At 68.6% G+C, this 19658-nt stretch carries 18 protein-coding genes and 1 riboswitch; of the genes, 15 read left to right on the forward strand and 3 right to left on the reverse strand.

The window, feature by feature from the left end:
• The first annotated feature begins 274 nt into the window (after nucleotides 1–274).
• From ctaC to OHT77_RS32185, 4 genes are all read left to right on the forward strand, one after another.
• Nucleotides 275–1234 (forward strand): aa3-type cytochrome oxidase subunit II, encoded by a 960-nt coding sequence (gene ctaC, locus OHT77_RS32170; protein ID WP_328831917.1) that lies wholly within the window; start codon nucleotides 275–277, stop codon nucleotides 1232–1234.
• Entirely contained in the window at nucleotides 1231–2967 is a 1737-nt protein-coding gene (gene ctaD, locus OHT77_RS32175; protein ID WP_266767860.1) for an aa3-type cytochrome oxidase subunit I, read from the forward strand. The genes ctaC and ctaD overlap by 4 nt, the downstream gene beginning before the upstream one ends.
• Entirely contained in the window at nucleotides 2964–3362 is a 399-nt protein-coding gene (locus OHT77_RS32180) for a cytochrome c oxidase subunit 4 (protein WP_266767858.1), read from the forward strand. Before ctaD ends, OHT77_RS32180 begins: the two co-directional genes overlap by 4 nt.
• Nucleotides 3363–3492: 130 nt before the next feature.
• Entirely contained in the window at nucleotides 3493–4851 is a 1359-nt protein-coding gene (locus tag OHT77_RS32185; protein ID WP_328831918.1) for a L,D-transpeptidase, read from the forward strand.
• A gap of 77 nt (nucleotides 4852–4928) precedes the next feature.
• On the opposite strand, the gene OHT77_RS32190 is transcribed toward OHT77_RS32185, so the two are convergent.
• The gene (locus OHT77_RS32190) at nucleotides 4929–5330 is read right to left on the reverse strand and encodes a hypothetical protein (RefSeq protein ID WP_266767855.1); all 402 of its coding nucleotides are present in this window, start codon (nucleotides 5328–5330) and stop codon (nucleotides 4929–4931) included.
• A gap of 178 nt (nucleotides 5331–5508) precedes the next feature.
• On the opposite strand from OHT77_RS32190, the gene ctaE reads away from it, so the two are divergent.
• The 6 genes from ctaE to OHT77_RS32220 all read left to right on the forward strand — a co-directional run bounded on the left by ctaE (nucleotide 5509) and on the right by OHT77_RS32220 (nucleotide 12620).
• Nucleotides 5509–6129, forward strand: a complete 621-nt coding sequence (gene ctaE, locus OHT77_RS32195) for an aa3-type cytochrome oxidase subunit III (protein ID WP_019067823.1) — start codon at nucleotides 5509–5511, stop codon at nucleotides 6127–6129.
• An 80-nt stretch (nucleotides 6130–6209) separates the two neighbouring features.
• On the forward strand, nucleotides 6210–7019 hold the full coding sequence (gene qcrC / locus OHT77_RS32200; protein WP_266767854.1) for a cytochrome bc1 complex diheme cytochrome c subunit: 810 nt from the start codon (nucleotides 6210–6212) through the stop codon (nucleotides 7017–7019).
• A complete protein-coding gene (qcrA, locus tag OHT77_RS32205; protein ID WP_328831920.1) occupies nucleotides 7016–8071 on the forward strand; it encodes a cytochrome bc1 complex Rieske iron-sulfur subunit in 1056 nt (351 codons plus the stop codon). Before qcrC ends, qcrA begins: the two co-directional genes overlap by 4 nt.
• Nucleotides 8068–9705, forward strand: coding sequence for a cytochrome bc1 complex cytochrome b subunit (qcrB, locus tag OHT77_RS32210; protein ID WP_328831921.1), 1638 nt, complete (start codon nucleotides 8068–8070; stop codon nucleotides 9703–9705). The genes qcrA and qcrB overlap by 4 nt, the downstream gene beginning before the upstream one ends.
• A gap of 133 nt (nucleotides 9706–9838) precedes the next feature.
• Nucleotides 9839–10903 (forward strand): anthranilate phosphoribosyltransferase, encoded by a 1065-nt coding sequence (gene trpD, locus OHT77_RS32215; protein ID WP_266767850.1) that lies wholly within the window; start codon nucleotides 9839–9841, stop codon nucleotides 10901–10903.
• Nucleotides 10904–10977: 74 nt separating this feature from the next.
• Nucleotides 10978–11094, forward strand: a riboswitch (SAM riboswitch).
• 164 nt (nucleotides 11095–11258) lie between these two features.
• A complete protein-coding gene (locus OHT77_RS32220) occupies nucleotides 11259–12620 on the forward strand; it encodes an aminotransferase class V-fold PLP-dependent enzyme (protein ID WP_328831922.1) in 1362 nt (453 codons plus the stop codon).
• A gap of 498 nt (nucleotides 12621–13118) precedes the next feature.
• On the opposite strand, the gene OHT77_RS32225 is transcribed toward OHT77_RS32220, so the two are convergent.
• Nucleotides 13119–13400: an Lrp/AsnC family transcriptional regulator gene (locus OHT77_RS32225; protein ID WP_019062383.1), complete on the reverse strand. Its 282-nt coding sequence runs from the start codon at nucleotides 13398–13400 to the stop codon at nucleotides 13119–13121.
• On the reverse strand, nucleotides 13397–14131 hold the full coding sequence (locus tag OHT77_RS32230; protein WP_328831923.1) for a rhomboid family intramembrane serine protease: 735 nt from the start codon (nucleotides 14129–14131) through the stop codon (nucleotides 13397–13399). The genes OHT77_RS32225 and OHT77_RS32230 overlap by 4 nt, the downstream gene beginning before the upstream one ends.
• A gap of 159 nt (nucleotides 14132–14290) precedes the next feature.
• On the opposite strand from OHT77_RS32230, the gene OHT77_RS32235 reads away from it, so the two are divergent.
• The 5 genes from OHT77_RS32235 (at nucleotide 14291) to OHT77_RS32255 (ending at nucleotide 19655) form a co-directional block, all read left to right on the forward strand.
• Nucleotides 14291–14530: a hypothetical protein gene (locus OHT77_RS32235; RefSeq protein WP_093625796.1), complete on the forward strand. Its 240-nt coding sequence runs from the start codon at nucleotides 14291–14293 to the stop codon at nucleotides 14528–14530.
• Between the two features lie 36 nt (nucleotides 14531–14566).
• Complete coding sequence (locus tag OHT77_RS32240; protein WP_328831924.1) at nucleotides 14567–15910, forward strand: NYN domain-containing protein; 1344 nt, start codon at nucleotides 14567–14569, stop codon at nucleotides 15908–15910.
• Nucleotides 15911–16120: 210 nt separating this feature from the next.
• On the forward strand, nucleotides 16121–17155 hold the full coding sequence (locus tag OHT77_RS32245) for a C40 family peptidase (RefSeq protein ID WP_266767844.1): 1035 nt from the start codon (nucleotides 16121–16123) through the stop codon (nucleotides 17153–17155).
• A 256-nt stretch (nucleotides 17156–17411) separates the two neighbouring features.
• Complete coding sequence (locus tag OHT77_RS32250) at nucleotides 17412–18434, forward strand: C40 family peptidase (protein ID WP_328831925.1); 1023 nt, start codon at nucleotides 17412–17414, stop codon at nucleotides 18432–18434.
• A gap of 30 nt (nucleotides 18435–18464) precedes the next feature.
• Nucleotides 18465–19655, forward strand: coding sequence for a hypothetical protein (locus OHT77_RS32255; protein ID WP_328831926.1), 1191 nt, complete (start codon nucleotides 18465–18467; stop codon nucleotides 19653–19655).
• Nucleotides 19656–19658 lie beyond the last annotated feature (3 nt).

The raw sequence follows: 19658 nt of genomic DNA on the forward strand, positions 1-19658 counted from the left end.
GAGCGGACGGGAGCTTTCCATGGGGGCGCGAGGAACTGCGCGAGCAACCACAACGCACCCGCACCCGCCCAAATCACCTGAACCCCCGAGCTATTAGGCGCAAGGAGTAACCCGCGGCGCGTATGCCACCCTCCCCGCGAACCCCCGGAGGGCGTCGGCTAGGGTTTGGTCCGCATAAACATCCAAACCCCTGCCCGACGCAGGGCGGCGACCGACCCGCGTGAAGGCAGGCCGCAGCCAATCCGCGCGGGCGAGACTCTCGGGAAGGCGCTACGTGAGTCCCAACGGCTCCGACCGCTCGCCGCGGCGCCCGATGCGGCGGAAGCTGCTGCAGGCAATGACTGCGGGCCTGGTCCTGGCGACCGCGACCGGTTGCACATCCAAGGACTTCCCTCGCCTTGGTTTCCCCACCCCGACCACGGAGGAGGGTCCGCGGATCCTCTCCCTGTGGCAGGGATCCTGGGCTGCCGCGCTCGCCGTCGGCGTCCTGGTGTGGGCCCTGATCATGTGGAGCGTCGTGTTCCACAGGCGCAGCCGCACCAAGGTCGAGATCCCCCCGCAGACCCGGTACAACATGCCCATCGAGGCGCTGTACACGGTTGTTCCGCTCATCATCGTCTCGGTGCTGTTCTACTTCACGGCCCGCGATGAGACGAAGCTCCTGAGCCTCGACAAGAAGCCCGATGTGACGGTCAACGTCGTCGGCTTCCAGTGGAGCTGGGGCTTCAACTACATCGAGAACGTCGACGGTGTCAGTGGTGACGCGACGACCGACAAGAACCTGGCCGCGATCCCGGACCGGTTCAAGAAGGAGTTCCCGGCGAACGCCGGCGGCGTCTACGACGTCGGCACGCCCGCCACCAAGAACCCGCAGACGGGCAACCCGGGTCCGACCCTCTGGCTCCCCAAGGGCGAGACGGTCCGCTTCGTCCTCACCTCACGTGACGTCATCCACGACTTCTGGGTGGTGCCGTTCCTGATGAAGATGGACGTCGTCCCGGGTCACACCAACGCCTTCCAGGTGACCCCCACCAAGGAGGGCACCTACCTCGGCAAGTGCGCCGAGCTCTGCGGCGTCGACCACTCCCGGATGCTGTTCAACGTGAAGGTCGTCTCGCCGGAGCGCTACCAGCAGCACCTCAAGGACCTCGCCAAGAAGGGGCAGACCGGTTACATCCCCGCTGGCATCGCGCAGACGAGCCACGAGAAGAACCGGGAGACGAACAACCTGTGAGCATCCTCAACGAACCTCAGGGTGCCGCGGCAGCAGAGTCCCACTACGCGGACGAGCTGCCGGTAAGGCGCAAGCAACCCGGTAACGTCGTGATCAAGTGGCTCACCACCACCGACCACAAGACGATCGGCACGCTGTATCTGGTCACGTCGTTCGCGTTCTTCCTGATCGGCGGCGTCATGGCGCTGCTGATGCGCGCCGAGCTGGCGCGGCCGGGTCTGCAGATCCTGTCGAGTGAGCAGTTCAACCAGGCGTTCACGATGCACGGCACGATCATGCTGCTGATGTTCGCGACGCCCCTCTTCGCCGGTTTCACGAACTGGATCATGCCGCTGCAGATCGGCGCGCCCGACGTGGCGTTCCCGCGGCTGAACATGTTCGCCTACTGGCTCTACCTGTTCGGCTCGACCATCGCGGTCGGTGGCTTCCTCACCCCGCAGGGCGCCGCCGACTTCGGCTGGTTCGCCTACAGCCCGCTGTCGGACGCGGTCCGTTCGCCGGGCATCGGCGCCGACATGTGGATCATGGGTCTGGCCTTCTCCGGCTTCGGCACGATCCTCGGTGCGGTCAACTTCATCACCACGATCATCTGCATGCGCGCACCGGGCATGACGATGTTCCGCATGCCGATCTTCGTGTGGAACGTGCTGCTGACCGCGGTCCTGGTCCTGCTGGCCTTCCCCGTCCTCGCCGCCGCGCTCTTCGCGCTGGAGGCGGATCGGAAATTCGGGGCACATGTCTTCGACGCTGCCAACGGCGGTGCGTTGCTGTGGCAACACCTCTTCTGGTTCTTCGGCCATCCAGAGGTGTACATCATCGCGCTGCCGTTCTTCGGCATCATCTCCGAGGTCATCCCGGTCTTCTCCCGCAAGCCGATGTTCGGCTACATGGGTCTGGTCGCCGCGACCATCTCCATCGCCGGCCTGTCCGTGACGGTGTGGGCCCACCACATGTACGTCACCGGCGGTGTGCTGCTGCCGTTCTTCTCCTTCATGACGTTCCTCATCGCCGTGCCGACGGGCGTGAAGTTCTTCAACTGGATCGGAACGATGTGGAAGGGGTCCCTGAGTTTCGAGACCCCGATGCTCTGGGCCACCGGCTTCCTGATCACCTTCACCTTCGGTGGTCTGACCGGTGTCATCCTGGCCTCGCCGCCGATGGACTTCCACGTCTCGGACTCGTACTTCGTCGTCGCCCACTTCCACTACGTGGTCTTCGGCACCGTCGTGTTCGCGATGTTCTCCGGCTTCCACTTCTGGTGGCCGAAGATGACCGGCAAGATGCTCGACGAGCGCCTCGGCAAGATCACCTTCTGGACGCTGTTCATCGGCTTCCACGGCACCTTCCTGGTCCAGCACTGGCTGGGCGCCGAGGGCATGCCCCGTCGTTACGCGGACTACCTCGCGGCCGACGGCTTCACCGCCCTGAACACGATCTCGACGATCAGCTCCTTCCTGCTCGGCCTGTCGATCCTGCCGTTCCTCTACAACGTGTGGAAGACGGCCAAGTACGGCAAGAAGGTCGAGGTCGACGACCCGTGGGGCTACGGCCGTTCGCTCGAGTGGGCGACGTCCTGCCCGCCGCCGCGGCACAACTTCCTCACCCTGCCGCGGATCCGCAGCGAATCCCCGGCGTTCGACCTGCACCACCCGGAGATCGCCGCTCTCGACCAGCTCGAGAACGCGCACCACGGTGACAAGGCCCTCGCCGGCGGCAAGGAGGCGGGCAAGTGAAGGTCCAGGGCAGGATGTTCATGTGGCTGGCCGTCTTCGTGCTGGTCATGGCCGTCGTCTACGGCGTCTGGTCCAAGGAGGCGGCCGGTACCACGGCCCTCTTCATGGCCTTCGGCCTGTGCATCATGGTCGGCTTCTACCTGGGCTTCACGGCCCGGCGGATCGACACCCTCGCGCAGGACAACAAGGAGGCCGACGTCGCGGACGAGGCCGGCGAGGTGGGCTTCTTCAGCCCGCACAGCTGGCAGCCCCTCGCCCTCGGCATCGGTGGCGCACTGGCCTTCCTGTCGATCGCGATCGGCTGGTGGCTGCTGTACTTCTCCGCCCCGATCATCATGGTCGGCCTGTACGGCTGGGTCTTCGAGTACTACCGCGGTGAGAACCGCACCCAGTAGCACGCGCTGAACCCCCACGAGCCCGGACACTCCGTCAGGAGGGTCCGGGCTCGTGCTTTTGCCGCAATGTCGGTCCCTCGTCCGAGTGACCCACCGCGCCGGGGCTGACGAAGCTTCATAACCTCGGCTCATGAGCCACAAAGTGTTCTTTCGGGGCGCAAAAGCCGGTGACGAGAGGGCGACCGTGCTCAGCCCTTCGGGCCTCCGCGCGCTCACCCTCTCCACACCCGCGCGCCCGCGCGCCCGCACCGTCGCCGGCTGCACCCTGCTGGTGATCTCCCTCGGCGCGGGCGTCACCGCCTGCGGGTCCGACGGCGGCAACCCGCTGTCTGCGAAGCCGTACGACGCGGCGGGGCAGATCTCCTTCAACGGCCCGTCCGGCACCGGGAAGAAGGCCGACCCCGACAAGCCCCTCCAGGTCACCGCCTCCGGCGACGACGGGCGCATCACGGACGTCACGGCCGTGGACGCCACGGGACGCTACGTCACGGGCGAACTCGCCGCCGACGGCACTCGCTGGCACAGCACCTCCCCGCTGGCCGCCAACGCCCACTACACGGTCCGCGTGAGCACGGAGAACGAGGACGGCGCCCCCGGACGCAAGGTCCTCACCTTCGACACCACCAAGCCGACCGCCAAGAAGAGCCTGAGCGTCAAGTTCGGCCCGGACGCGGGCACGTACGGCGTCGGCCAGCCGGTCACCGCCGAACTGAACACACCCGTCAAGGACAAGGCGCAGCGGGCCATCGTGGAACGTGCCCTCAGGGTGGACTCAGTGCCCGCTGTGGAGGGCGCCTGGCACTGGGTGGACGACAAGGAGCTCCACTACCGCCCCAAGGACTACTGGCCCGCCCACGCCACGATCCAGGCGCACAGCAACCTCGACGGCGTGAAGATCAGCGACCGGCTGTGGGGCGGCGCCTCGAAGGACCTCAAGCTCACCACGGGCGACAAGATCGTCGCGGTGACGGACGCCGCGTCCCACGAGATGACGGTCTACAAGAACGACGAGGAGATCAACCAGATCCCCGTCACCACCGGCAAGCCCGGCTTCGAGACCCGAAACGGCGTCAAGGTCGTACTGGGCAAGGAGTACTTCGTACGGATGCGCGGAACCACCGTCGGCATCTCCGAGGGGTCCTCGGACTCGTACGACCTCCCCGTGTACTACGCGACCCGGGTCACCTGGAGCGGCGAGTACGTCCACGCCGCCCCCTGGTCGGTGGGGTCCCAGGGCTCGGAGAACGTCAGCCACGGCTGCACCGGCATGAGCACCAGCAACGCCGAGTGGTTCTTCGACACCGTCCACGAGGGTGACGTCGTCAAGGTCATCAACTCGAACGGCGACGACATGGAGCCCTTCGGCAACGGCTTCGGCGACTGGAACCTCGCCTGGAAGAACTGGCGCTCCGGCAGCGCGCTGGTCGGCGGAACCCCGGATGCTCCCAGGCCGCAGGACGCGGCACGTTTGCGCCCCGAGTCAGCGTGACGTCCCCAGGGGCGCGGGGAACTGCGCGACCAGCCACAGCCGGCCCGCAGTCGCCACACAACCCGCGCCCCACCCCTCTAGGCGCTCAAGGCCCGCTTGTGACGCAGCAGAGAGGCCAACGAGGCCGCGAACTCAACGGGATCCACCGGCAACGTCACAGCCGCGTCCGCACGGCTCCAGGTGGCCAGCCACGCATCCTGCGGCCGCCCGATGAGCACCAGCACCGGCGGGCAGTTGAAGACCTCGTCCTTCACCTGACGGCACAGCCCCATGCCCCCCATCGGCGCGGCCTCACCGTCGAAGACACAGACGTCGATCCCGCCCCGGTCCAGCTCCTTCACGACCGCCGCCTGCGTCGCACACTCCAGGAACTCCACCAGCGGCGCGTCCGGAGCCGGCCTGCGCCCGGTCGCCAGCCGCACTTGCTCGCGGGTGTTGGAGTCGTCGCTGTAGACGAGCACCGTGGCAGTCGGCTGCATTGTTCCTCCGCGTCGTCGATCGGGAACCCCGGGTACCGATGCGGCGGATGCTACTCCTTTGAACACCCCGTCAACACCTGTTGGAACACCCCTGCGATGGGCCATACGGGCAGTACACACGCTGCGGACACTCCGAACGGCACCCCCCGGAGTGAGGGCGGGATAAGCGACCGACATAATGTCGGTCGTGGCGACAGCAACGACAGTAGAAACCGGGCACGCGCACCCGTCGGTCAACCGGCCGAACCTCACCAGCGTCGGAACCATCATCTGGCTGAGTTCCGAGCTGATGTTCTTCGCGGCCCTCTTCGCGATGTACTTCACCCTGCGATCGGTGACCGGTCCGGATCACTGGAAGGAGATGGCGAGCCATCTCAACCTTCCGTTCTCCGCGACCAACACCACGATCCTGGTGCTCTCCTCCCTCACCTGCCAGCTCGGCGTGTTCGCGGCCGAGCGCGGGGATGTGAAGAAGCTCAGGGGCTGGTTCATCATCACGTTCGTGATGGGTGCGATCTTCATCGGCGGTCAGATCTTCGAGTACACGGAGCTGGTGAAGAAGGACGGCCTGTCGCTGTCCTCCGACCCGTACGGCTCGGTGTTCTACCTGACCACCGGCTTCCACGGCATGCACGTGACGGGCGGCCTCATCGCCTTCCTGTTCGTCCTCGGACGTACCTACGCGGCAAAGAGGTTCACCCACGAACAGGCGACCGCGGCCATCGTCGTGTCCTACTACTGGCACTTCGTCGATGTCGTCTGGATCGGCCTCTTCGCCACGATCTACTTGATCAAGTAGTCGGGCCCGATCCCGCGCGCAGCCAAGAAGCGCACATTCCAGAAGCATCGACGCAGAAGATCCTGACACCGGGGTAATCCGTGAAAAAGCTCTCCACACGACGACGCCATCCGCTGGCGGCGGTCGTCGTCCTACTCCTCGCGCTGGCGGCAACTGGGGGGCTGTACGCCGCGTTCGCTCCCGCGAGCAAGGCGCAGGCCGACGAGTCCGCCCAGTCCCTCGCCATCGACGAGGGCAAGAAGCTGTTCGCCGTCGGCTGCGCAAGCTGCCACGGCACCGGCGGTCAGGGCACCTCCGACGGTCCGAGCCTTGTGGGCGTCGGCGCCGCGGCGGTCGACTTCCAGGTCGGCACCGGCCGTATGCCGGCGCAGCAGCCGGGTGCTCAGATCCCGGCCAAGAAGGTCATCTACTCGCAGGCCGAGATCGACCAGCTCGCGGCGTACATCGCCTCGCTGGGCGCCGGTCCGGCCATCCCGACGAAGAACGAGTACGGGCCGGAGGGTTCGGACATCGCCAAGGGTGGCGAGCTGTTCCGCACCAACTGTGCCCAGTGCCACAACTTCACCGGCAAGGGCGGCGCGCTGACGCACGGCAAGTTCGCGCCGAGTCTCGAGGGTGTCGCTCCGAAGCACATCTACGAGGCCATGCAGACCGGCCCGCAGAACATGCCTTCCTTCCCCGACACCACGCTGTCGTCGAAGAACAAGAAGGACATCATCGCGTACCTCAACGCGGTCAACGGCGACAACACCGAGAGCCCCGGCGGTCTTGAGCTGGGCGGTCTCGGTCCGGTCAGTGAGGGTCTCTTCGCCTGGATCTTCGGTCTGGGCGCGCTGATCGCGGTAGCCGTCTGGGTCGCCGCTCGGACCGCAAAGGCCAAGAAGTCATGAGTAGCCAAGACATTCCAGAAGAGAACCTGCCCGCTGAGCAGGACGCGCACGGCGCGGTGTCGGTAGCGGACGAGCACGACCCGTTCGCCGACCCCGGACTGCCCCCGCACGAGCACCGTGTCCAGGACATCGACGAGCGGGCCGCCAAGCGGTCCGAGCGCGTCGTCGCCTTCCTGTTCACGCTGTCGATGCTCCTCACGGTCGGCTTCATCGCCTCGTACGTGGCGATCCCGTCCGACAAGTCGATCTTCGTCTTCCCGATCGGTCACATCAGCGCGCTGAACTTCGCGCTGGGCCTGACCCTCGGCGGAGCGCTCTTCACCATCGGCGCGGGCGCGGTCCACTGGGCCCGCACCCTGATGTCCGACGTGGAGATCGCCGACGAGCGGCACGCGATCGAGGCGCCCCCCGAGGTCAAGGCCAAGGTCATGGCCGACTTCAAGGAGGGTGCCAAGGAGTCGGCGCTCGGCCGTCGCAAGCTGATCCGCAACACGATGTTCGGCGCGCTGGCCCTGTTCCCGCTCTCCGGCGTCATGCTGCTGCGCGACCTGGGCCCGCTGCCGGGGACGAAGCTCCGCCACACCCTGTGGTCCAAGGGCAAGCTCCTCGTCAACATGAACACGAACCTGCCGCTGCGTCCCTCGGACGTGGCCGTCGGCTCGCTCACCTTCGCCAAGCCCGAGGGCCTGGAGGAGACCGACGAGGACTTCCAGACGGAGATCGCGAAGTCCGCGCTGATGATCGTCCGGCTCCAGCCGGACAACATCAAGGACAAGCGCGAGCTGGAGTGGGCGCACGAGGGCATCGTCGCCTTCTCGAAGATCTGCACCCACGTGGGCTGCCCGATCTCCCTGTACGAGCAGCAGACGCACCACGTGCTGTGCCCGTGCCACCAGTCCACCTTCGACCTCTCCGACGGTGCCCGAGTGATCTTCGGCCCGGCCGGTCACGCCCTGCCGCAGCTGCGCATCGGCGTGAGCGACGAGGGTTACCTCGAGGCGCTCGGCGACTTCGATGAGCCCGTCGGTCCTGCATTCTGGGAGCGCGGATGAGCACTACGACGAACACTGACTCGCGCTCGCGCGAGAAGGCACCGGCCGGCGAGAAGATCGCCGACTGGGCGGACGGACGCCTGGGGATCTACTCCCTGGCCAAGTCCAACATGCGCAAGATCTTCCCCGACCACTGGTCGTTCATGCTGGGTGAGGTCTGCCTCTACAGCTTCATCATCATCATCCTCACGGGTGTGTACCTGACGCTGTTCTTCCACCCGTCGATGAACGAGGTGACGTACCACGGCAGCTATGTCCCGCTCCAGGGGCAGCTGATGTCGGAGGCGTTCAACTCGACCATGCACATCTCCTTCGATGTGCGCGGTGGTCTGCTGATCCGGCAGATCCACCACTGGGCGGCGCTGATCTTCCTCGCCGGCATGTTCGTGCACATGATGCGGGTGTTCTTCACGGGCGCGTTCCGCAAGCCGCGTGAGGTCAACTGGCTGTTCGGCTTCCTGCTGTTCGTCCTGGGCATGTTCACCGGCTTCACCGGTTACTCGCTCCCGGACGACCTGCTCTCCGGCACCGGTGTCCGCTTCATGGAGGGCGCGGTCCTGTCCGTGCCGATCGTCGGCACGTACCTGTCGTTCTTCCTCTTCGGCGGCGAGTTCCCGGGCGGCGACTTTGTCGCGCGGTTCTACTCGATCCACATCCTGCTGCTGCCGGGCATCATGCTCGGCCTGGTCGTCGGCCACCTGATCCTGGTCTTCTACCACAAGCACACGCAGTTCGCGGGCCCCGGAAAGACGAACAACAACGTCGTCGGCATGCCGCTGCTGCCGGTCTACATGGCCAAGGCCGGAGGCTTCTTCTTCCTGGTCTTCGGTGTCATCGCGGCCGTCGCCGCGGTCGCCTCGATCAACCCGATCTGGTCGATGGGCCCCTACCGGCCGGACATGGTCTCCACGGGCGCCCAGCCCGACTGGTACATGGGCTTCTCCGAGGGCCTGATCCGTGTCATGCCGGGCTGGGAGATCAACTTCTGGGGTCACACGCTCGTCCTGGGTGTGTTCATCCCGCTGGTGATCTTCCCGCTGGTCCTGGTGTCGATCGCGGTCTACCCGTTCATCGAGGCCTGGGTCACCGGCGACCGGCGCGAGCACCACATCCTGGACCGCCCGCGCAACGCCCCGACCCGTACGGCCTTCGGTGCCGCGTGGATCTCGTGGTACTTCGTCCTGCTCGTCGGTGGCGGCAACGACATCTGGGCCACGCACTTCCACCTGTCGATCAACTCGATCACCTGGTTCGTGCGCGTCGGCTTCTTCGTGGTGCCGGTGCTGGTCTTCATCGCCACCAAGCGGTTCTGCCTCGGCCTCCAGCGCCGGGACCGGGACAAGGTGCTGCACGGCCGCGAGTCCGGCATCATCAAGCGCCTGCCGCACGGTGAGTTCGTCGAGATCCACGAGCCGCTCAGCCAGGACGCGCTGCACACGCTCACCGCGCACGAGCAGTACGTGCCGGCCGCGATCGGCGCGACCGTCGACGACAACGGCGTGGAACGCAAGGTGAAGGGCTCCGAGAAGCTGCGCGCCAAGCTGAGCGAGGCGTACTACGGCGAGGAGTCCCAGATCCCCAAGCCCACCGTCGAGGAGTACAAGGAGATCACGAGCGGCCACGGCCACCACTGATCGCTGAGGCGTCGCCACGCCACAGTCGAAGGGCCCCGTCCGAACACCGGACGGGGCCCTTCGCCGTGTCCCGCGCTGGATAGGGTGGGGGCGGTATTTCAACCAGGTTTCTACGACACCCAGGAGCGGCCGTATGAGCGCTGTGACCCCCGCTGGAGGCGACACCGCGGCGGCCCGTTCCTGGCCCGACGTACTGAGCGCGCTGCTGGCCGGACAGGACCTGAGCACCGCCGACACGGCGTGGGCGATGGACCGGATCATGAGCGGCGAGGCGGCCGACGCGCAGATCGCGGGCTTCCTGGTGGCGCTGCGGGCCAAGGGCGAGACGGTCGAGGAGATCACCGGGCTCGTCGAGACGATGTACGCCCACGCGAAGCCGCTGCACATCCCGGGACCGGCGGTCGACATCGTCGGCACCGGCGGCGACCGGGCGAAGACGGTGAACATCTCGACGATGTCCGCCATCGTGATCGCCGGGGCCGGCGCGAAGGTCGTCAAACACGGCAACCGCGCCTCGTCCTCGGCGAGCGGTTCCTCGGACGTCCTGGAGCGGCTCGGCATCAACCTCGACCTGTCGCCCGAGCGGGTCGCGCAGGTGGTGGAGGAGGCCGGGATCACGTTCTGCTTCGCGGCCAAGTTCCACCCCACGATGCGGTTCGCAGGGGCGGTCCGGCGGGACCTGGGGGTGCCGACCGCGTTCAACCTCCTCGGCCCGCTGACCAACCCGGCGAAGGTCACCTCGTCGGCGGTCGGCTGCTTCGACACCCGCATGGCCGGGCTGATCGCGGGCGTGCTGGCCGAACGGGGTTCCTCCGCGCTGGTGTTCCGCGGTGACGACGGTCTCGACGAGCTGACCACCACGGCCACCTCCCGGGTGTGGAACGTCCGCGACGGCAAGGTCACCGAGGAGGCCTTCGACCCCCGGGACGTGGGCCTCGAACTCGTCCCGGTGGAGGCCCTGCGCGGTGCCGACCCCGAGTACAACGCGGACGTGGCCCGCCGTCTCCTGGACGGCGAGACGGGCCCGGTGCGGGATGCCGTACTCCTGAACTCGGCGGCCGCCCTGGTGGCCCTCGAGGCCGGGGACGGGCCGTTGGCGGACCGGATCAGGGCCGGGATGGAGAAGGCGCGGGAGTCGATCGACTCCGGGGCCGCGAAGCGCACGCTGGAGCGCTGGGCGGCCGCCAGCAACGCGTGACCGAGTGGGTCGTCGTCCCGCGATCCGGACACGGGTTGCGGGACGACGATCACATCGCGTAAGTTTTCTGACCAGGTCATGAGTGACAGTCATGAGGCCCCGGCCGACTGTCCGGCAACCCTCCGTCCGTGGCGGGGTGCCCCGGGTGAAGACCAGGCCGTAGGCAGCGAGGTCTGCGGCAAGCGCGGGCCCCTCGAAAGACACCAGGGGTCCTGGTCATCGAGGGAGCCCTCTGTGAGCAAGCGAATGCGATAGGGCGTCGAGCCCCGCCTCCGCATACCCCCTTCTTCTTTTCCTGCGCCGCAGCCGTGTCGGCTCGCGCAGTGAATTCGCCTGCCTCTCACGGGAGTTCACCATGTCTGTCGCCACCGTTGCCGCCGCCCAGACCATTTGTGCACCGCTGCCCGTTCTCGGCCGGGATGTCACCGTCCCGCTCGTCACGGGCGGCGAGGTCACCTACGCGGCGCTCGACTACGCGGCCAGCGCCCCCGCCCTCCAGCGCGTCTGGGACGACGTCGCGGCCTACGCCCCGTACTACGGCAGCGTGCACCGCGGCGCCGGCTACCTCTCGCAGCTCTCCACCGACCTGTTCGAGAACGCCCGCAAGACGGTCGAGGAGTTCCTGGACTGCCGTCCCGACGACCAGCTGATCTTCACTCGCTCCACGACGGACTCCCTGAACCTGCTCGCCGCGGTGCTCCCCGCCGACTGCCAGGTCTTCGTCTTCGAGACCGAGCACCACGCGTCCCTGCTGCCCTGGAAGGACGCCCGGGTCACCTACCTCAACGCCCCGCGCACCCCGGGCCAGGCCGTCGAGACCCTGGAGCAGGCCCTCGCCGCCCGCGACCCCTACGGGCCGGCCCTGGTCTGCGTCACCGGCGCCTCGAACGTCACCGGCGAGCTGTGGCCGGTGCGCGAACTGGCCGCCGCCGCGCACGCCCACGGCGCCCGGATCGTCCTGGACGCCGCCCAGCTCGCTCCGCACCACCCGGTCTCCGTCCAGGACCTCGACGTCGACTGGATCGCCTTCTCGGGCCACAAGCTCTACGCCCCCTTCGGCTCGGGCGTCCTGGCCGGCCGCGCCGACTGGCTCCAGGCGGCCGACCCCTACCTCGCGGGCGGCGGCGCCAGCCGCAAGGTCACGCGGCGCGAGGACGGGGGAGTGGACGTGGAGTGGCACGACAGCGCCGCCCGGCACGAGGCGGGCTCCCCGAACGTCATCGGCGCCTACTCCATCGCGTCGGCCTGCAAGGCGCTCACCGAAGCGGGCTTCGACACGCTGGTCGCCCGCGAGCAGCACCTGATCGAAAAGGTACGGGCGGGCCTGGCCGAGGTCCCCGAGGTGAAGGTCCTGTCCCTGTTCGGCGACGACGCCCCGCGGGTCGGCGTGATCTCCTTCGTCGTCGACGGCTGGAACAGCTCCCACTTCGCCGCCGCCCTCTCCGCCGAGTACGGCATCGGCGTCCGGGACGGCCTCTTCTGCGCCCACCCCCTGCTCCGCACCCTCCTGGGCACCGACCCCCAGACCCAGGGCGAATGCGGCGCCCCCGAAGCGGCCCCCGGCGAAAAGTCCCTCAACGCCATCCGAGTCAGCTTCGGCGCAGGCACCCCCGACGAGCACGTCGACCGCTTCGTAGGCGCGGTCCGCGAGTTGGTCACCAAGGGAGCCAAGTGGACCTACCACACAGAAAACGGCCGCTGCGTCCCGGCGGTGTGATCTCGCCTGACGTCAAGCGGATGCCGTGAGGATCGCGGGGCGGTGCCGATCTGCGGCTCCGCCCCGCGGGCGCGAGCAGTCACGACGAGCGGCGCTGTACCCGGCGGTCCGAGGCGCCCCCGGTCCGATGCAACAAGCCTCAGGCCGATCCCCTAAAGGGCGCGGGGCTGTGTCGATTTGCGGCTCCGCCCCGCGGGCGCGACCAGCCACGACGAGCGCCGCTGTACCCGGCGGGTCCGAGGCGCCCCCGGTCCGATGCAACAAGCCTCAGGCCGATCCCCTAAAGGGCGCGGAGCGGTGTCGATTTGCGGCTCCGCCCCGCGGGCGCGAGCAGTCACAACGAGTGCCGTTGCATCCCGGCGGGCCCGAGGCGCCCCCGAACCGATGCAACGAGCCTGAGAGCAACCCCCTCAGGGGCGCGAGGAACTGCGCGACCAGCCACGACGGACCGGTCACCCGCAGACGATCCGCGCCCCCCACCCCACTACGCGCCCAACCTCACGAGTCCAACCCGATGGCGAACGCGGCCTCGAGGTCATGCTGTGAGTACGTCCGGAAGGCGACGTGCGTATCCGTCCCCTCCACCCCGGGGATCTTGCTGATCCGCCCAGGAATCACCTCGGCCAGATCCTCGTGCTGCCGCACCCGAACCATCGCGATCAAGTCATACGTACCGGTGACAGAGAAGACCTCGCTCACAGATTCGAGCGCGGCGATCGACTCGGCGATCTCCGGAATCCGGTCCACGCTGGTCTTGATGAGGACGATCGCGGTGATCACGGCTGGTTCTCTCCCTCGGGGACCGTTGCTGGGGCGGCCCCAACTCTAGTCGTACGACCGAATCGCACCCACGCGTAGCCGAACCCGAGCGTGAAGCCCACGAGGTGGGCGAGGTACGCCACCCCCGGCCCCGTCGCCGCCTGCCCCGCCGCCAGCCACTGCAGGGCCGCCCAGAACGGCAGCACGACCCACGCGGGGAAGCGCAGCGGCAGGAAGAAGAGGAAGGGGAGGAGGCTCGTCACGCGCGCCCGGGGGAACAGGTACAGGAACGCCCCGAGGACCGCCGAGATCGCCCCGGACGCGCCGACCAGCGACTGCTCGGAGTCCGTGTTGGCCACCGCGTAGCCCAGCAGCGCGAGGTACCCGCAGACCAGGTAGAACAGCGTGAACTCGACCCGGCCCAGCCGTTCCTCGGTCATCGCTCCGAAGACGTAGAGGAAGAGCATGTTGCCGAGGAGGTGGACCCAGCTGCCGTGGATGAACAGGGCCGTGACCGGGGTCAGCGCCTCGCGGGTGGGGTGGGCGAACAGTTCGGCGGGGACCACGCCCCAGCGGCGGAAGTACGCCCGTTGCGCGGCGAGCAGCGTGTCACTGGTGCCGTAGGACGGGACGAAACCCGAGGCCGGGCCCAGGACGAAGATCAGGCAGCACAGGCCGATCAGGGCGTAGGTCATCGGTGCCGATGTGCCGCGGAACGTCCTGACGAGGGCCGAGCCCCAGTTGCTGATCATGGCTACAGAGCATGACGTAACGGGACGCAACGGGACAGGGTGAATCGCCGCTGCGGACGGCCGAGCGGTGAGTACCCGCCAGGCCGTAGGGTTACGAGCCACACGCGCCGGGGAAACCGGCGATCACGGAAACTGGAACGAAGGAAGCGGACAGCCACGATGACGGTTCCCCTGCCGACCGCCTCGACGCGGTGGCGCTGCACCCTCTGCGGCAACCTCACGCGCTTCGACGTGACGCGCTCGTCGAAGGTCGTGGAGTACCTCCACCTGGACCTGGCCGGTGAGCCGAAGGTGGAGGAGCGCGAGGTGGTCAGTGAGACCATCGAGTCGGTGCGCTGCCGCTGGTGCAACGCCGTGGATCAGGTGGAACTCGTGGACAGGCCGGGCGCCGCCTCCTGAGAGGGAGAGGCCCCGCACAGACATTGGGGTGTGAGGATGGTGGAGAACTCAGGCGGGGGGCCGGGCGACGGCGCCGCCGAGGTGCTCGACCGTCCGCTGCCCGACGGTGTGCGGAGGCGGGTCGTACAGATCGTCTCCGACGGCTTCGGCGGCCTCACCGTCGCCGAACTGCCCGCGCAGCTACGACAGTACGCCCGCTTCGCCCCCAACCGGCGCGCCAAGTTCGCGGGCAACGCGATGGCGGCCGCGCTGGAGACCGATCCGCTGTTCCGGCAGCGCATCGGGGAGAAACTCAGAGAGGCCCAGTCGGAACTGGCCGGTGCCCTCGACTCCGGCTCGCCGCCCCCGGCCGCGGACCCGCTCGATGTGGCGGCCGCGGCCTATGTTCTGCGCCCCACCGGCTGGGTGAAGCTCGTCACCGCCGCGGGCGAGGAGGCGCTGCGCGCCGACGCCGAGCGCGCCGACGAGGAGAGCCGGGCCGAACTGGAGCGGCTGCGCGAGGAGTTGGCGCAGGCGCGGGACGCGACCCGGGCCGAGACCGAGCGGCTGCGCACCGAGCTGGACGCGGCGAAGAAGGAAGCGGAATCGCTTCACCGCAAGCTGCGTGCCGCCCACAGTGACGTCAAGCGCGGCGAGGCCGCCCTGCGCAAGCTGCGGGCCGAGACGGACGCCGCGCGCGCCGAGAGCCAGACCCAGGTGTCCGCCGCCGAGAGCGAGAGCCGCCGTCTGAAGGCACGCCTGGGCGAGGCGGAGGCGGCCCTCGAGGCCACCCGCAAGGCCGCCCGTGAGGGCCGCAGCGTCGAGGACATGCGGGTACGGCTGCTGCTCGACACCGTTCTGGACGCGGCCCAAGGGCTGCGCCGCGAGCTGGCGTTGCCGCCGGTGTCCGTGCGGCCCGCCGAGACCGTCGACGCGGTCGAACCGGGACGAATGACCCCGAAGGACATCGCGGCGCGGGCGCTGTCGGAGAACGACCCCGCGATCCTAGACCAGTTGCTCGCGCTGCCGCAGGCCCACCTGGTCGTCGACGGCTACAACGTCACCAAGACCGGCTATCCCCAAATGCCCCTGGAGAAGCAGCGGTTGAGGCTGCTGGGGCAGCTCTCGCAGCTCGCCGCGCAGACCGGCGCCGAGGTCACCTGTGTCTTCGACGGGGCCGAGCTGGCCGCGCCCGTGCTGCTCGCGCCGCCGCGCGGGGTGCGGGTGCTGTTCTCCAAACCGGGCGTCACCGCCGACGAGTTGATCCGTCAGCTGGTGCGTGCCGAGCCGCCGGGCCGGCCGGTGATCGTCGCGTCGACCGACCGCGAGGTGGCCGACGGGATCGCGAAGGCGGGCGCGCGGCCCGTCGCTTCTGCGGTACTCCTGAAGCGACTGTCGTGAAGGTCAACGTACAGGTTTAATGCCTGAATTGGCCGAACTGTCACGCAACGTAGCGTCAATCGACCATCACTGCACGTTGGTTATGTGCAAAGAATGCTTTGAGTGACGGCATTTTTTCGTGTGAGGATTTGAACTGATCACAGAAACATCACTAGGGTCAGGCCTCGAACCTCCGAACGGGTGATCACTCAATAGAAGGAGCTCGACTCCGTGGCGTCCCATCGTCGACCGAAGCAGCCGAGCCGCACGCGTGTGACTGTGCTGACCACCGCAGCCGCAGCCGCCGTTGCCTTCAGCGCTCAGGCCGCGAATGCCGCGCCGAGCGAGAAGCCCAGCAAGGACGAGGTCAAGGCGAAGGTCGACGCCCTCTACGAGCAGGCCGAGCAGGCCACCGAGAAGCTCGACGGCGCCCAGGAGAAGCAGGAGAAGCTCCAGAAGGAGATCTCCACCATCCAGGACAACGTCGCCCGCGGCCAGGAGGAGCTGAACAAGCTCCGGGACGGCCTCGGCACCATGGCGAGCGCGCAGTACCGCACCGGTGGCATCGACCCGTCGATCCAGCTGTTCCTGTCCTCGGACCCGGACGACTACCTCGACAAGGCGTCCACGATGGACCAGTTGAGCAGCCAGCAGGTCGAGGCGCTCACGAAGATCCAGGGCAAGCAGCGCGAACTCGCCCAGGAGCGCGCGGAGGCGAGCAGCAAGCTCAAGGACCTCTCCGCCACCCGCACCGAGCTCAAGAAGAAGAAGGACGAGGTCAAGGCCAAGCTGGCCACGGCCCAGAAGCTCCTGAACACCCTGACGGCGGCCGAGAAGGCAGCGCTCGACCAGGAGCAGGCCCAGGCGGCCTCCCGCTCCACCTCGCGCGTGAACCTCGGCAGCACCGGTTCCGCCTCGGGCCGCGCGGCCTCCGCCTTCGCCGCCGCCCAGTCCGTGATCGGCTCCCCGTACGTCTACGGCGCCTCCGGCCCGTCCTCCTTCGACTGCTCCGGCCTCACCTCCTGGGCCTACGCCCAGGCCGGCGTCTCCATACCCCGGACGTCGGAGGCGCAGGCGAACGCCGGCACCCGCATCTACAGCCAGAGCGACCTCAAGGTCGGCGACCTGGTCATCTTCTACGGCGACTTCCACCACGTCGGTCTCTACGCGGGCAACGGCCAGGTGCTGCACGCCCCGCACACCGGTGCCGTGGTCCGCTACGAGGCGATCGGCAACATGACCTTCGAGTTCGGCGTCCGGATCTGATCCGTCGGGATGTGATCCGTCCGGATCCGGTTCCCCTCCGGTCGTTCTCCGGCCCTTGTGCGCCGCCCGAACGGGCGAATTGCGACACACCAGGATGACCCCGCGCCCCGCCGATGACCTGCGTCATAGGCGGGGCGTCACGTTGTGTGCCTGCGGCGGTCTTTGGCCCGCACCCCTTCACAGAGCTACTGTCTGGCGCGTTTCCCCGCACCGGGGAAGCGGTCCGTGTCCGCCAGCGGAAGGAGTGCGACTCCCCGTGGGATCTCGTCGCCGCCCTGCACCGTCCGGGTTCGACCGAGGCGCCAGCGCCGCGGTCTGTGTGTTGAGCGCGGCCGCCGCCGCACTCGGCGCCCTGCCGGCCACCTCCGCCGTGGCCGCGCCGCACGACGACTCCAAGGCCGAGGTGGACCGGCTCTACCACGAGGCGGAGCAGGCGACCGAGGCCTACGACAAGGCCGACGAGAGCGCCGGGCAGCTGCACCGGCAGGTGAGCAACGCGCAGGACCGGATCGCCCGGCAGCAGCAGCGCATCAACACCATGCGGGACGCGCTCGGTTCACTCGCCGGCGCCCAGTACCGCTCCGGCGGCATCGACCCCACCGTCGCGCTGCTGTTCTCCGACGACCCGGCCGACTACCTCGACAAGGCCTCCGTCCTCGACCGCATCACCGCCCAGCAGGCGGAGCAGCTCAAGGACCTCCAGGAGGCGATGCGCGAACTCGCCCAGGAGCGCACCGAGGCCGCCGGGCACCTCGCCGAGCTGGAGCGCAGCCGCAAGGCCGTCGCCACCCACAAGAGGACCGTCGAGCACAAGCTCGCCAAGGCGAGGCAGCTGCTCAACCGGATGCCGCTCGCCGAGCGCGCCTCCTACGACCGCGCCTCCCGCTCCTCCCGCGAGGACATCCCCGACCTCGGCGCCGGCGTCCCGTCCTCGGGCCGCGCGGCGGCCGCCGTCGCCGCCGCCCGCTCCGCCCTCGGCAGGCCGTACATCTGGGGCGCCAACGGCCCCGGCGGCTTCGACTGCTCCGGCCTCATGCAGTGGTCGTACGCCCACGCGGGCGTCCACCTCCCGCGCACCTCGCAGGAACAGCGCTACGCCGGCCACCAGATCCCGCTCTCCCAGGCCCAGCCCGGCGACCTCGTCGTCTACCGCTCCGACGCCAGCCATGTCGCCATGTACGTCGGCAACGGCCAGGTCATCCACGCCCCCTACCCCGGCGCGCCGGTGCGCTACGACCCGGTCGGCATGATGCCCATCTCGTCGGTCACGAGGGTCTGAACCGGCGCGAAAGGGTCGTACGATCGGGAAGTGACTGGTCGTAGGCGGGCGTCGCGCTCCGGAGTGTTCGCGCTGTGTCTGCTGCTCGTCTCGCTGGTGGCGTGCGGCGGACAGCCGGCGGCGGACAGCGCGAAGGCGGATGTGCAGCGCCTGCTGGACAGCCGGTCGGCGGCGGTCCTGCACCACGACGAGACGGCGTACACGCGGACCGGCGCGCGCACCGCGTACGAGAACCTGAGCGCCGTCCCCTTCGCCTCCTGGTCCTACCGCCTGACCGCCCTCCACCGCACCGGCGCCACCGCGACCGCCGACGCCGAACTGAGCTACAAGGTCAGGGGCTACGACACCGCGCCCGTCACCGTCGGCCGCGTCCTCACCCTCAGTCTCACCGCCGATGGGAAGTGGTACGTCGACTCCGACAAGCCCTCGAAGAAGTCCGGCCAGCAGCTGTGGGACCAGGGGAGGGTGCGTGTCGTCAAGGGCGCGCACAGCCTGGTGATGGGGGTCGGCCAGTCCGCCGACAGCCTTGCCGACTACCGCGCCCTCGCGGACCACGCCGTACCGGCCGTGTCCGGCGCCTGGGGCACGGACTGGTCCCGGCACGTCGTCGTGCTCGTCCCCGGCACCCTGGACGGCATGGCGGGCCTCCTGGGCTCACCGGCCGCCTCCTACCGGGGCATCGCCGCGGTGACGACGGGCGAGGCGGGCGGCTCGGGCAGCGCGCCCGCCGACCGGATCATCGTCAACCCGGAGGCGTACGCGATGCTCGGCGCGGTGGGCAAGCAGGTCGTCCTCACGCACGAGACGACCCATGTGGCGACTCGCGCCCACACCACCTCCGCCACCCCCCTCTGGCTCTCGGAGGGCTACGCCGACTGGATCGGCTACCGGGGCACCGGCCGCACCCCCGTCCAGGCCGCCCCCGAACTCCACAGCGCGGTCCAGGACGGCGACCTCCCCACCGCCCTCCCCACCGACAAGGACTTCGGCTTCAGCAGCGACCCGGCGAAACTCGCCCAGGCGTACGAGGGCGGCTGGATGGCCTGCCGGATGATCGAGGACCGGTGGGGGGTCGCCCGACTCGGCGCGTTCTACCGGGCGGTCGGCACCCACAAGAAGCGGCCGGGTGCGGTCGAGGACGCGCTGAAGAGCGTGCTCGGGGTGACACTGGCGGAGTTCACGGCGGAGTGGCGGGATTATCTCGAGGGTCAACTCGGCTGATCC

Origin of the sequence: Streptomyces sp. NBC_00252 (genome assembly GCF_036187565.1) — a bacterium.
Classification (GTDB): Bacteria; Actinomycetota; Actinomycetes; order Streptomycetales; family Streptomycetaceae; genus Streptomyces.

Coding starts and splice junctions, on each gene's coding strand:
- OHT77_RS32185 (WP_328831918.1), top strand. CDS start 3,493: ATGAGCCACAAAGTGTTCTTTCGGGGCGCAAAAGCCGGTGACGAGAGG.
- OHT77_RS32190 (WP_266767855.1), bottom strand. CDS start 5,330: ATGCAGCCGACTGCCACGGTGCTCGTCTACAGCGACGACTCCAACACC.
- ctaE (WP_019067823.1), top strand. CDS start 5,509: ATGTCGGTCGTGGCGACAGCAACGACAGTAGAAACCGGGCACGCGCAC.
- qcrA (WP_328831920.1), top strand. CDS start 7,016: ATGAGTAGCCAAGACATTCCAGAAGAGAACCTGCCCGCTGAGCAGGAC.
- qcrB (WP_328831921.1), top strand. CDS start 8,068: ATGAGCACTACGACGAACACTGACTCGCGCTCGCGCGAGAAGGCACCG.
- trpD (WP_266767850.1), top strand. CDS start 9,839: ATGAGCGCTGTGACCCCCGCTGGAGGCGACACCGCGGCGGCCCGTTCC.
- OHT77_RS32220 (WP_328831922.1), top strand. CDS start 11,259: ATGTCTGTCGCCACCGTTGCCGCCGCCCAGACCATTTGTGCACCGCTG.
- OHT77_RS32230 (WP_328831923.1), bottom strand. CDS start 14,131: ATGATCAGCAACTGGGGCTCGGCCCTCGTCAGGACGTTCCGCGGCACA.
- OHT77_RS32235 (WP_093625796.1), top strand. CDS start 14,291: ATGACGGTTCCCCTGCCGACCGCCTCGACGCGGTGGCGCTGCACCCTC.
- OHT77_RS32240 (WP_328831924.1), top strand. CDS start 14,567: ATGGTGGAGAACTCAGGCGGGGGGCCGGGCGACGGCGCCGCCGAGGTG.